This is a genomic window from Marinobacter sp. CHS3-4 (assembly GCF_030053415.1).
Taxonomy (GTDB): domain Bacteria; phylum Pseudomonadota; class Gammaproteobacteria; order Pseudomonadales; family Oleiphilaceae; genus Marinobacter.
In genome coordinates this window covers 451,869-464,784 of the sequence record NZ_JASGBJ010000001.1, presented here as the reverse complement: position 1 = coordinate 464,784, position 12,916 = coordinate 451,869, and the positions used below count along the sequence as shown (strand labels likewise).

11 protein-coding genes are annotated in these 12,916 nt (G+C 57.8%); 4 read left to right on the top strand and 7 right to left on the bottom strand.

Annotated features, from left to right (window positions below; genetic code table 11):
- Nucleotides 1-87: 87 nt before the first annotated feature.
- Nucleotides 88-1,839, bottom strand: a complete 1,752-nt coding sequence (locus QLQ17_RS02130; RefSeq protein ID WP_283209033.1) for an ABC transporter ATP-binding protein — start codon at nt 1,837-1,839, stop codon at nt 88-90.
- Nucleotides 1,840-2,082: 243 nt separating this feature from the next.
- Between QLQ17_RS02130 and QLQ17_RS02125 the strand changes: the two genes are divergently transcribed.
- On the top strand, nt 2,083-3,534 hold the full coding sequence (locus tag QLQ17_RS02125) for a hypothetical protein (protein ID WP_283207887.1): 1,452 nt from the start codon (nt 2,083-2,085) through the stop codon (nt 3,532-3,534).
- A gap of 9 nt (nt 3,535-3,543) precedes the next feature.
- On the opposite strand, the gene QLQ17_RS02120 is transcribed toward QLQ17_RS02125, so the two are convergent.
- Entirely contained in the window at nt 3,544-4,995 is a 1,452-nt protein-coding gene (locus QLQ17_RS02120; RefSeq protein ID WP_283207886.1) for a rhomboid family intramembrane serine protease, read from the bottom strand.
- Between the two features lie 209 nt (nt 4,996-5,204).
- Between QLQ17_RS02120 and QLQ17_RS02115 the strand changes: the two genes are divergently transcribed.
- Complete coding sequence (locus tag QLQ17_RS02115) at nt 5,205-5,651, top strand: OmpA family protein (protein ID WP_283207885.1); 447 nt, start codon at nt 5,205-5,207, stop codon at nt 5,649-5,651.
- Nucleotides 5,652-5,679: 28 nt separating this feature from the next.
- Here QLQ17_RS02115 and QLQ17_RS02110 read toward each other — a convergent pair whose 3' ends face one another.
- The 5 genes from QLQ17_RS02110 to QLQ17_RS02090 form a co-directional block, all read right to left on the bottom strand.
- Complete coding sequence (locus QLQ17_RS02110) at nt 5,680-6,081, bottom strand: MAPEG family protein (protein ID WP_283207884.1); 402 nt, start codon at nt 6,079-6,081, stop codon at nt 5,680-5,682.
- Between the two features lie 2 nt (nt 6,082-6,083).
- On the bottom strand, nt 6,084-6,326 hold the full coding sequence (locus tag QLQ17_RS02105) for a GlsB/YeaQ/YmgE family stress response membrane protein (protein ID WP_283207883.1): 243 nt from the start codon (nt 6,324-6,326) through the stop codon (nt 6,084-6,086).
- A gap of 113 nt (nt 6,327-6,439) precedes the next feature.
- Nucleotides 6,440-7,150: a lysophospholipid acyltransferase family protein gene (locus QLQ17_RS02100; protein WP_283207882.1), complete on the bottom strand. Its 711-nt coding sequence runs from the start codon at nt 7,148-7,150 to the stop codon at nt 6,440-6,442.
- A 47-nt stretch (nt 7,151-7,197) separates the two neighbouring features.
- Nucleotides 7,198-7,779: a class GN sortase gene (locus tag QLQ17_RS02095; protein ID WP_283207881.1), complete on the bottom strand. Its 582-nt coding sequence runs from the start codon at nt 7,777-7,779 to the stop codon at nt 7,198-7,200.
- Nucleotides 7,776-9,935, bottom strand: a complete 2,160-nt coding sequence (locus QLQ17_RS02090) for a marine proteobacterial sortase target protein (protein ID WP_283207880.1) — start codon at nt 9,933-9,935, stop codon at nt 7,776-7,778. Before QLQ17_RS02090 ends, QLQ17_RS02095 begins: the two co-directional genes overlap by 4 nt.
- Before the next feature lie 210 nt (nt 9,936-10,145).
- Here QLQ17_RS02090 and pdsR point away from each other — a divergent pair, with 210 nt between their 5' ends.
- Together pdsR and QLQ17_RS02080 are read left to right on the top strand one after the other, a co-directional pair.
- Nucleotides 10,146-10,847, top strand: a complete 702-nt coding sequence (pdsR, locus tag QLQ17_RS02085) for a proteobacterial dedicated sortase system response regulator (protein WP_283207879.1) — start codon at nt 10,146-10,148, stop codon at nt 10,845-10,847.
- Nucleotides 10,848-10,850: 3 nt separating this feature from the next.
- The gene (locus QLQ17_RS02080; protein ID WP_283207878.1) at nt 10,851-12,851 is read left to right on the top strand and encodes an ATP-binding protein; all 2,001 of its coding nucleotides are present in this window, start codon (nt 10,851-10,853) and stop codon (nt 12,849-12,851) included.
- Nucleotides 12,852-12,916 lie beyond the last annotated feature (65 nt).

The window sequence follows — 12,916 nt, the reverse complement described above, 5'->3', positions numbered from 1 at the left end:
TGTCCGGCGATGTCAGGAAATACGGTCGCGAAATGCGTCAGATCAATAAATATTGTTATCTAAAGTAACCTTGAAGTTCGGCAAGCCCTACATCTGACGATCACCGTACAGCTGGGCGTATAGCCCCTGCTGAGCGATCAATTCATCATGATGCCCTTCTTCGGTAATAAAACCATCCTCGAAAACGTACACGCGGTCTGCCTGTTTAACGGCGCTCAACCGATGAGCGATGATCAACGTCGTTCGCTGCCTAAGGAAGGCTTCCAGGTCCTTGTGCAGCTGGTATTCGGTTTCCGCATCCAGAGCGGACGTGGCCTCATCCAGAATCACCACCGACGGATCGGACAACACCATTCGGGCAATGGCCAGGCGCTGCCGTTGACCACCCGACAGCCTGACACCCTGACGACCAATCATGGTATCCAGGCCATCCGGCATATCGGCCACCGTATGATCCAGCTGGGCGATTGCCAGCGCCTGCCAGAGCTCATTGTCGCTCTTGGTGCGGCCCAGCGTCAGATTTTGCCGCACGGTATCGTTGAACAGGGCCGGGTGCTGGAGCACCGTCGCCACGTTTTCCCTCAGGCACGGTAAACCGATTTTCTGAACCGGCACGCCATTGAACAGGATCTCCCCCTCCTGCGCTGTGTAGAGACCAAGAATGACCTGAACCAACGTAGATTTTCCGCCGCCACTGGCCCCGACCACAGCAACCTTTTCTCCGGCGGCGACGTGTAGATCAATGCCCCGTAGTACCGGTTCGTCGCCATAGCTGAAGTGAATGTTTTTCAGCGTCATATCCACCGTGTGACGATCGCGGAACGGGTTTTCCAATGCGGGATACCGGGGCTCCTCTTTCAGCGCCAATAACCGGTTAATTCGACCCAGGGCTGCGTTAGCGGCAAACCACGCGTACTGCATGTTCAGCATTTCCTGAACCGGCGTGAGCATGAACCAGAGATAGCCAAAGATGGCGAACATCATGCCAATGCTCAGGTCACTCAACAGCACTGTCACCATGGCAGCGGCGCGGAAGGTATCCACGCCGAACTGGAACAGGGCAAAGCTGGCGCGACTGGCCGCATCGCTGCGCCACTCGAACTGGATGGCGTGATCACGCACCGTGCGGGCTCGGGACACCAGATGCTGCAGGTAATGGCCTTCACGGTTGGCGGCGCGCAGCTGGTGTATGGCGTCCAGGGTTTCCGTGAGATCCCCCTGAAAATCCTCGTAGGCGCTGTTTTCCTGACGTTTGAGTTCCTTGACTCGTTTGCTGATCAGCATGGTGAGAAAAATCACCAGCGGATTGAACAGCAGAATCAGCAAGCCCAGTTGCCAATGAACCCACACCAGCACAAAGGCCGTGCCGGTCACTGTCAGGCTGGCCACCAGAAAGCGGCTGATGGTGGTGCCCAAAAACTGGTCGATGGTGTCCAGGTCGGTGATGAAATGGCTGGTGATACCGCCGGAACCACGGGTCTCGTACTCAGACATGGCGACCCGACGCAACCGCCCTAACAAGCGCGACCGGATCCGGAACACCACGTCTTTGGAAATCTTCGAAAACTCCCGGGACTGGGCCACATTGAAACTGAGCGCCAGCAATCGCAGCAGGAACGCCGTCACCACCATCAGGCTGATGTAGACCACCGGTGTGTGCCAGGCCTCGGGCAAAAAGGTCTGCATGAAAGGCAGAACCGGGCCCTGCTCATCCAGCAGGACTTCATCCACCAGTACCGGTAATAGCAGAGGGATCGGAACACTAACGGCCGTGGCCAATATCGCTAACAGGTTCGCCCGGACCAGGCGCGGCTTATGCTTAAGCGCCAGAGACAGAATACCTCGCCAGGTATAGGGCCGCTCCGGCGTGGTGTCTTCACCGTCCTGAAAATGGCTGTCCTCTCGGCTTCGCTCTTGCAGCCGTTCCCCTACCTGTTCCAAACAGCCTCCTGAAAAATGCGCGCGGTCAGTGTCATACGTCTCCCGTCGTGTGCCAGATTTACCAGACTGGCAACTGGTGACCCAGGCCACCATCTGCCATCATTACACCTATACTCTCTGATTGTCCGAGCCAGAACCACTGTGAAACACGACTGCCACTACCATCCGGGCGACCCGGCCAAATGGCATTGCGGCGAATGCCAGGTCCACTTCTGCTCGCGTTGCATGCCTGACGCAGATCATCGCAAACAGCACGCCCTATGCCCTATCTGCAACCGGTCAATGCGCTATCTGGGTGCCGCTACTGAGGTGGTCCCGTTCTGGAACCGGATCGGAGCATTCTTTCGCTACCCCTTCAGTACCGATCCACTGGCAGTTATCGCGATCTGCACACTGGTGCCCTTGCTGCTCAGCAACAACCTGATCGGTCTTATCGTGACCCTTGTGCTGGTGCTGGCTCTGCTGAAATACACCTATGCCGTGGTCAGACACACGGCCGAGGGCCACATGAAGCCGCCCCCCCTGTCGGTGGCCTTCACCGGAAGCGGTTTCGACATTGTGATACTGCAGTTGCTGGTGTTCATCCTGATGGGGGCGCTGGTCACCACCGCCGGCATGGTGGGCGGGCCAATCCTGATGATGGTGGCTGTGGCACTGGTTCTACTTGCACTGCCAGCCAGCGTCATGGTGCTGGCGATGGAGCACTCGGTCATCGCAGCAGTCAACCCGATGAATCTGGCGGTGCTGATTTCACGAATCGGCAGCTCTTACTTCCTGCTTTATCTGTACCTCATCCTGATTTCCATGGCATCGGGCGCCGCCCAGGAATTCGCCTATAACCACTTTGCACCTCAACTGGCCAATATTGTGGCGGGGTTCCTCAACAGTACCTTTACCCTGATTCTGTTCCACATGCTGGGGTATCTGCTGTTCCAGTATCAGGAAGAATTGGGCTTTGCCAGCGACCATCAGGACGAGGAAAGTCTGTCGGAAATGCAGGGCCGCGACCGCAGCCACCGGCTTGAGGCAGATATCGATATGAACCTGAAAGACGGCAACTACGATCGGGTTCAGTCGATGCTTAAAGAAAGCCTGAAGCGTGACCCGGACAATGCGCACCGTTTGGCGCAGATGTACGCCCTGCTGGTGGCCCGTGACGACCGGCAGGAAATCTACCGCTATCATCCACGGCTGCTCACCATGTTGGCGGACAAGAACGACGGCGACAGCATGGCAAGTTTGCTGGAAAAGATTGAGAGTGTTGAACCTGGCTTTCGCCTGAATGACCCGGAACTGGCGCTGCAGTGCGCAAAAACCCTGTATCACCGGGGCCAGTTCAAGCCAGCGCTAAAGCTGCTGCAGGATTTCCACAAGCGTTTTCCCGACAGCGAATGCTTGCCACCGGCCTATCTTACCGTGGCGCAAGCCCTGGCCAACGGGCTGGGACAATGGGAAAAAGCGACGGCGTTTCTGACGTTTATCAAAAAACGCTGCGTGAACCACCCATTGCACGAGCAGATTGATGTGTACCTGCAACAGGCGCAAAACCGCGAGCCACTGAAGGGCCCCAAAGCGTCATTTAACGTAGAGTAACCCGCGCCATCAAACGCCGTTAGACAGCAACTGGCGGTAATGGCGTGCCTTGGGGGACATCTGGCGTTTATCAAACTCTTCAACCAGCAACCGACAGGCCTCACTGGCCAGGCTCTGGTCCCCGGCACTGCGCAGGCGCTCAAACGCCCGCTCGGCGGACTTCAGGTCGTCGTTTTTCAGCGACGTAAAGAGCACACGGTTGTGATCTTCCGCGTCCAGAGGCCCATGGCTCTCGCCAAGCCGCATGTATTCTCCCCAGATTTCAATGGTGCGTTCGGGCTGTCGGCGCGCCAGGGTTTCGTGCATCAGTTCTTTCGCATACTCACGGTAAGCCGGCTGATCCGGCCGCAACTTGGCCAATTGATACAAGTGCTCCAGCAGCACCAGGCGATCAGGATAATGAGCGCGTAATGCCTGGAACTGGCGGGTTGCCAGATCAAATTCCATGCGTCCGAGACTGGCCATCGCCTGGGCGTAACCGGTGGTGAACCTTTCGTCCTGTTCCTCTTCTTCCGGTTCAAAAAACTCTTCTTTCACCTGAAGCCAGCTTTTACCCAGCAACCAGACCAGACCGGCACCCGCGATCAGGCCGCCAGCGTGAGCCATGTAGGCAATACCCGTGGCCCCGGCGAACCAGTAATCATAGATTTCCTTGCCCAGCCACACCGGTAACATGGCCAGCGCGGGTGCACGGACGTAATTGAAATACACCCCCACAAAGTAGAAAAACCGGATTTTCTGCAATCCGAAGATGGCCACATACATGCCCATCAAGCCCGAAATAGAGCCGGAAGCACCGACCAATGGCACCGGGCTGCTGGCCGAAAACGCCGAGAACACCAGGCCGGCGAACGCACCACAGAGCAAGTAGGCCATCAGGAACTTGCCCGGCCCTAGCGCCTTTTCCACGGTGAAACCCAGCAGGAACAGAAACACCAGGTTACCGATGATGTGGCCCCAGCCACCGTGCAGAAACTGGTGAGTAATCAGCGTATACAGCGACATCTCTGCAGGCACCAGTCCCAGTTGCCGGGCACTCATCCGGTTCACGTATTGCGTCTGGATCTCGCTGCGCTGTTCCATCCAGGTCCGGCGCTGTTCGGGTGCCCAAATGACCGACCGGTTCGCCAGCAAATAATTGTAGAACTCTGCATCGAACACCAGAGAAGCCGCAATCCAGAAGTCCTCGCCCTGCTCCCTTAACTGGGTAAAATTCTGCAACTGCTCGACACGACTCTGCTCCCCATCGAGGCGGATCTTGCGCTGCAGATAATCCTCATACGCCGGCGCTTCCAGGGCCTGGAGATCGGACTCCAGATACGCCTCGATGGCTTCGTTGGCCAGGCGATTGTCATCGCCCTGATAAAAAACGAACACCAGCAGACAAGTCAGCATCAACCCCAGGGTCATCCAGGGTGGGCGTTTCCAGTTCACGGATTTTTCGACGGGGAGAATCAGCATAGATCAGCAAGTGTCATTCAGGGGGTTGTCATAATTCATCATAGTTCGCCTTAACGATCCTGCTTTTTACCACAGCGTGGCCTTATTTTCGCGGTGTAATGAACCTGAAGCGAAAGGGTAAGACCATTCGCCTATTGCGGTTGTTCCGGCCAACACGAATAGTTGCCGGAACAATAAAAAGAACAGATAACATCGTCGAGGAATTCATCATGACTGTACTTGTACTGGACAACCCGACATTGCTTGCCAGTGTCTCTCTAGCCGCAGGGATGCCCCTGCAAGTGGCAACGACGGATCAGACTCCGAAGCGCCCGCATCGGCTGCGTTTTCACTTCGGTTTCAACCAGCACCGTCTCAACGAGGAAGACCAGGCATTGCTGCGCCAGCATGCTCTATGGCTAAAACACAACCCTGGGGCCAGTGTGCACATTCATGGCCACTCGGATGTCTTCGGGGTGGGTGAATACAATCAGTTTCTGTCGCGATTGCGGGCAAGCACCGCGGCCAAACTGATGATTCGACAGGGGGCGAGAGACTCTCAGATATCCATGACAGGATGGGGCAGTGATAAACCGCTGGCCAGGCCCGAAGATCACGCGGCCAACCGGCGCCTCGAGCTGGAATACACCATTGTGGATATGGCCCGGGCCCTGTAACCAGGGCCGGTACCCAATGCCGGCGCGGCTACCCGTAAACCTGAACCACGTTCCAGATAAGCAGCAGGGCCACCACCAGAATGGCCAGCCAGGTCAGAACGGTGCCCGCCAGACGCGCCACATGCGGACCTCCCTTGCCATTGATCATGCCGAAGGCGTGCAATAACCGGCCTACCACCAGCCCCATGCCACTCCAGTACACCCATGTGCTGGGCACGCCGTTAAGTTCGGCAATGGCCAGCATAATCAACGCCATAGGCGCGTATTCGATCAGATTGGCCTGTGCCCTTACGGCGGCCTGGAAGCCTCTATCCTCAGTAACGCCCAGCCCCTTTTTGAACTTGAGACGGTAGCGCACCACCAGGGACGACAGGACCAGAAGAAGCAAACCTAGTACGGCCGCAAATACTGCGGTAACGGGTACGATCATCGTCAGGCCTTCTTGATGGCGCTAACGATCGCCAGCAGCAGCACGGCACCGACGGTCGCCGTCACCAGCTCCCCGACAGCCCCCTGTGCGGCCAGGCCAAGCAGACGAAACACGAAGCCCCCGAGAAAGGACCCGACAATACCAATGCCAATATTGGCCATGATGCCAAACCCGCGCCCCTTCATGATCAGGCCCGCGAGCCAGCCTGCAATACCACCGATGATCAGAAACAGAATCAGATTCATAACCCACCTTTCGATTCAATGAGGCCGAGTGACTTGCCAACTAGCCTATCGGGAGACTGCCCGTTTTCCAGATTTGCTTCAAGCACTTCCGCTGACCGCCGTCACACTACGGATCAGCTACTGGTTGGCAGCGTTTCTATGGTCTTCTGCATGGCCTCATGGCAATCACGCATGAGGTTGGGGATATCGTCCGATGTCAGACCGTCCGTTTCCACCGGCGGCAGGACGCGGATGCTGACCGACTCACGTCGCCCGCTCCAGCCCGATGTCTTGTCGTGATAGGGGCTGACACAGATCATGGTAATCGGCGCACCGGCCGCAACAGCAGAATGAAACGCCCCTTTCTTGAAGCTCTGAAGGCCACGACCACGGCTGCGAGTGCCTTCAGGGAACACCCACAGGCTTTTGCGCTCTTCCCGAATGGCATTGGCCGTCGCCCGCATCACCGCAACGGCTTTGGTGGATCGTCCCCGATTGATTATCACGTTGCCACCTAGCCAGAACACCTGCCCAAAAAACGGCACCCACACCAGAGAGGACTTGCCAACAGTCACCGTGCGGCGGGGGAGTAAGTCACCCAGAATGAACAGGTCGTCGTTGTGTTGATGATTGGCAATGACCACGGTGGGGCGGTCGGTGGGTATGTTGTCTTTGCCGCTTACGGTGCACTGAATGCCCAGAAGGGCTCTTCCCACCCTGGCGATCACCCAGGCCAGATATCGGTTGTTATCCGGGTTAAAAGGCCGCGCCAGATAGAAAAGCAGAGCGAACAGGCAAATCACCGGTACGCTCAACCAGGCGAGCACTTTTCTCAGCAATCCCATTTAAAACACTCTGTGGCTGTTATATGGCGCACAAGTGTACGCCAATTTCAGCTTTCGACAACTGACGGATATCCACTAGACGTTGCTACGGCTTCTACCACATAGCGTAGCGGTCCTCGGCTTTCCAGGCCATCAAACGGGTAGCAGGTCACCAACAAAAGCGCGTCTTCCGGTAGCGCATCGGTGTTGATCAATTGATGACGACTGTCCACCACCCGTGTAGCGCTGACCCGAAAGCTTCGCCACTGACCATCACGATCCTGAAGTCGCAGTCTACTGCCTCTCTTAAGGTGTTCGAGGCTTTTGAAATGAGTGTCCCGATGACCGGCAATCACCGTTGGCCCGGCCCGTCCACCATCGCCAAACACCTGTCCCGGCCCGAAGGCCAGGCTTTCGCCGTGAGCACCGTCCAGAACGATCATGGATTGCTGAGGCTCAGCAAAATTCAGCCGGGCAACCGGCCAGGTGTCTGCCCAGGGCCAGGGCCGAACCTGTTGTTGTCGCGCCTGGCTTTCCGCCCAGGCCAGCTCCAGTAATTCCTGAGCAATCAATGCCTTGAACGGGATCCACAAGCCGAACGCCAGGGCAGCAAAAGAAGACACGGTAAAAAGACACAGCAAGGATTTCATACAAAGACCCTCCGCCTGAGCAAACCAATGGCGCCACTGATCATCAGCCCGAGCAGACCCAACGCCTGCATTAGCGGGGCCCAAGTGGCCGTCTGGGGGTATCGCAACATGCCCGCGCTCGAGCCGGCGGGCAGTAACGTCGGAACACTGTCGGAGGTAAGCGCCGATTCCGCAGGCCGGGCAGGTGTTTTGTCCACCGCCAGGAAACTGGTGTAGGGAGTGATCAACTGGTGTTCCAGGCCCAGGGCGGTTACCTGCGCCTGCACCGTGGTTTCTGATTCTTCGCCCTTGCTTTGCCCCAGCGTTCGGGCCGCTAACAGTCCATCAATCTGCTCCCTGGCCCAGACGCGATGCAGCCCCGATCCAAGGGCTGCGTTTTCCAGATTCAGGGTTTCGGTCCACTGACTGCCGTCTGGCAATCGGCCAGACATCGTCAGGCGACCGTTAGGCTGATGACCACGTACGACCTGAACCATCGGCTCGCCCAGGAACAGGTCACCGATTCTTCTGGGCTGGGCATTCTGATTGGCGCCGCTTTGCGGCCAGTCTACCTGAATGTCGGTCAGCACCGGCGATTCCATCTTGCCAAACAGCTCATCGAGCGGGCGTTTCACATCCGATGTGCTGCTGATGGCGGTGTAGGTGCCACGGCCGTATCGGGCGGCCTCACGCATGAAATGCATGTTTGGGGCAGAACCGATGCCCACCGTGAACAGCCGGGTATCACCCAATTGCTGGCGAATCTGGCGAAACAGTGCGGCCTCATTGCCCACAGATCCGTCGGTAATGAAAACCACCTGTCGCAGTCGCTGGTTGCCGGCCACCGTCTCGACGCGGTGATCTTGAAGGGCCGCGTCCAATGCCGGTGCCATCTCCGTGCCGCCGTCAGCGGTCAGATTGCGAACATAGCGATGTGCTCGTGCCAGGTTGTTGCCGTTGGCCGGTACCGACCCCATGAACAGGGACGCCGTCTGGCTGTTAAATTGAATCACGTTGAAGGTGTCATCCGGGCCAAGGGTGCCCAGACCACGCATCAGCGATTGTCGGGCCTGACGTATGGACTCTCCGGCCATCGACCCGGACGTGTCGATCACGAACACCAGTTCTCTGGCGATTCGCTGTTCCGATTCCAGGCCGGGAATCATCATCGCCATCAGGTAGTCCTCGCCCTGCCACTGCTCCTGAAACACGGCCGCCGATGGCGCCATGCCTCTTGCAGGCGCCCAACGCACCACCATATCCCGATCCATTGGGATGGTCGTTTGCTCCGGCGTGACTTCCACCGAATGACCGTTCCAGGTTGAGTTCAGCTTGTGGCTGGGGCTACTGACACGGCTTACCGGCAGGCCGGCGTTGATATTCATGACTACGGTGGCGTTATGGCTGTCAGGCTGAAGATCGGAACGCCGCACAGTAAAAGGGCTGATTTTGTCTGCGTCTGGCACCTCTCCGGTCGGAGTCGCCCAACCACCCTGCCACTGCCTGGGGCCAGCAAACGGGTTCTGATTCAGCGGCTTGCCCGGCATATACCGAGGCGTCATGGTGGTGGGCAGGCGCAGCTCGAACAGGCCAGACTGATACCGAACGGCCTGCTGGTAATCCAACTCCACCACAATGGCCTCGCCCGGCGGTATGTTCGCCAGATGCGTGGTGAACAGGTTCGGCCGCTGCTGCTCTACCCTGGCGGCCTTCCGCCCCTCGCTCTTGGCTTTGGCGTATTCCTTTTTGGCCACCGCTTTTTCGCGGATTTCGCCCACAATCCTGCGTTCGCCCGCCGTCATGGTGAGGCCATAGACACTCGCTCCTTCTGACAGCGGGAACACGAAAACCGCCTCCCGCCAGTTCTGACTAGGGTTGCGGAAGGTCTGCTTCAGATGGACATCGGCAATCAGGCCGGTCACGTCCACCTGATAATCGGTATTAATCAAAGTCGCCGATTCGGTAGCTCGCCCCTGGTTGTCCACAAATCGCAGCTGACCCACACCCTGTTCGCGCTCATTTGCTTCGGCAAATATGGGCTGAACGAACAGCAACAGCAGCATTGCCAGCCAGAGAGAAACACCTTCCATGATTCGACGAACACGACGGCGATCAAGCAGGGTTGTTCGCTTGCTCTGGCGATGCGCGGGCATCGATAGTGAGTAGGTTCGCAGCATAATTCGGTTCCTTTTCCAGCCTGATGAAACGGCTCCGTATCGGGAGCGATTGCAGGCTATTTCAGCAACCGGAAAAGACGATCCGGTGCCAGAAAAAGACAAACTGCCCGGTAAAAAATGATGAATTGTGGCGAAGGCGCTCTGCGCTCTTGTTCTGACACCGCACCGTGGTTAAATGGGCCCTGTGTTTACAGGAAGCCGATTCGAGTTATGAAGCGTCATATTGTGCTGATTGAAGACGAGCCCGCCATCCGCGAGAACTATCGCGATGCGTTTGAGCGTCGCGGTTACCGCGTGTCGACCTACGGCGACCGGGCCAGCGCCTTTCAGGCGATGCGGACAGCGTTACCGGACCTGGCGATTATCGATGTGGGCCTGGGCGATGAACCTGAGGGCGGCTTTACCCTTTGCCAGGACTTGCGGGGGCTGTCTGCCACGCTGCCCATCATTTTCCTGACCGCGCGGGACAGCGACATTGATTCGGTGCATGGTTTGCGCCTTGGTGCTGACGATTACGTCACCAAAGACATGAGCATGGACCATCTGCTCGCTCGGGTAACGGCCCTGCTTCGACGGGCCGATGCCTGGTCGGAAGCACTGAAACAACCAGATGAAGTGCTGAACCGTGGCAGGCTGTCCCTGAACGTGGACCGCATGACCGCCCACTGGGATGGCCAGGCTATCGAGCTGACCGTCACGGAATTCTGGATGCTGCATTCACTGGTTCAGCATCCGGGCCATGTACGCAGCCGTGACCAGTTGATGGAAGCAGCCAGCACGGTACTGGACGACAACACCGTGACCTCCCACATCAAACGTATTCGCCGGAAATTTCTGGGCGTCGATAGCGGGTTCGACGGCATTCACACCGCCTACGGCATGGGCTATCGCTGGAATGCCCATGAGGCGTAAGTCGTGACCCTCAAACGGCAATTGTTCATCGCCAGCCTGTTGATGCTGCTGATCCCCTGGGCCGGCCTTCAGTTTGTGCTGGAACTCGATAGCGCACTGCGCCAACAAGCCAGCACACAGCTACAAAACCAGGCGACCCGGCTGGCTGCACTGATTCATCTGCCCTCGTCCAACGGTGTTGAAGCCACAGAGACTCAGCCTGTGGTTTACGCACCCACCGTCCAACGCACGTTGAATCCGGACGGTTTTGGTTCCGACTGGCCAGATTACGACGAGGAACTTGGTCGGCAGCCCTGGCAGGAAAGCCATCAGCTTGCCGACGGATCGCGGCTGAGCTGGCGGGTAGCGGTTCACGGCGAGGACCTTTATCTGCTGATTCGAATCAAACAACGCAACCGTTACTTCTACGACCCATCGCAACCGGACCGGGCGTTCGACGAACTTCGCCTGTTTCTGGAGCAGCCACGGGGCATGATCGAACGACGCATCCGCAGTCTGGGGCGGGGCCAGGTGACCAGCCGGATCCCAGGCCATGAGTCAGAACTGGATTATCGGTTTCGCGGTTACTGGGAATTTACCGGGGATAACGGTCACCAACTGGAGCTGCGCATGCCGCGACCCGAACAGGGTGGCAATTTCGGATTCCAACTGGTTGGCCCAGCCGCCGAATCAGACAGTGCAACCCGGGTACTTTTCAAACAGCCCAGCGCACGCATTCTGAGCCGGCAGGCAGCGCTGGAACAACGGCTGAGCCAACTGATTGCGCCGGGCCAGAACGCATGGATTCTGGAGCCGCAGGGGTGGGTGATTGGCCGGCAGGCACAACCCGCAACCCAGTCCGCACCGGATTTCGAAAGCCTGACGCCGTTCCAGATTCTCGAGCGCATCAGCCTGAATGGTCTACGTGCCCTGGTGAGGGCCTATCAGCCGGATCCCCAGCCGATCGATCACCATTCGCGACAGTTCAACGACGCGACCATGCCGGACGAAGGTCTGGTACGACACAATGACGGCGACCTTTATCTGCTCACCACCCAATCACTACCCGGTGGCCACACCTTGGTGCTTGAAGAGTCTCTTGATCAGATGCTGACACTGTCTGGCAGCACGCTGGGGTCGGTTATCGCCCGCAGTATGATCTTGCTGGTGGGGCTCATGCTGGTGCTGTTGGGTTACGCCAGTTGGTTATCCTGGCGTATTACCCGTTTGCAAAGGGCGGTCAGCGGCAGCATTGATGAGGATGGCCGCTTGCTGCATACCCTGCCGCCCGCCAAAGCCAAAGACGAACTGGGGGATCTCTCCCGTCAGTTCACGCACCTCACCGAACGACTCCATGGCTATACCCACTACCTGGAAAGCTTCTCCCGGCGCTTGTCCCACGAACTGAAAACACCCATTGCCGTAGTACGTTCCTCTCTGGAGAACCTGGCACATAGCAGCAGCGATGAAGACCGGGAAAATTACCTGGCCCGGGCAAGAAGCGCAACGGATCGCCTCAGCCAGATACTCCATGGTATGAGCGAAGCAGCCCGGCTGGAACAGAGCCTGGACCACGCCGAAAAGGAACGGTTTGATCTGGCGGATGTCTGTGCCCAGACCGCACAGGCGTATCAGGCGCTGGCCCCGGACTTTGAAATCACTTACAAAGGCCCGTCCCAGGATGTTCCCTGCCACGGCTCGCCGGAATTACTGGTGCAGTTGCTGGACAAATTGGTCGACAACGCCCGGGACTTCACCCCCGAAAAAGGCCGCATCGACATCCAACTGGAGTCGGGACCCCGTCACCTGCTACTGAGCGTGTTCAACGAAGGCTCTGAACTACCCGAGGAACTGGCCCGGGATATATTCAGCCCCTTTGTTTCGGTAAGAAGTTCCAGTCAGGAAGGCCACCTTGGCCAGGGCCTGCTGATTGCGCGACTGATTGCCGAACACCACGGCGGCAGAATTCAGGCTGCGAACGAGGCAGGCGGCGTTCGTTTCACGGTATCCCTACCTGAGTCTTAAGCCACAGGTCGTGTGTTCAAGAAGTAACCAAGCGTTTAGGGTGTGGGTCCACTCACTCAAACGGC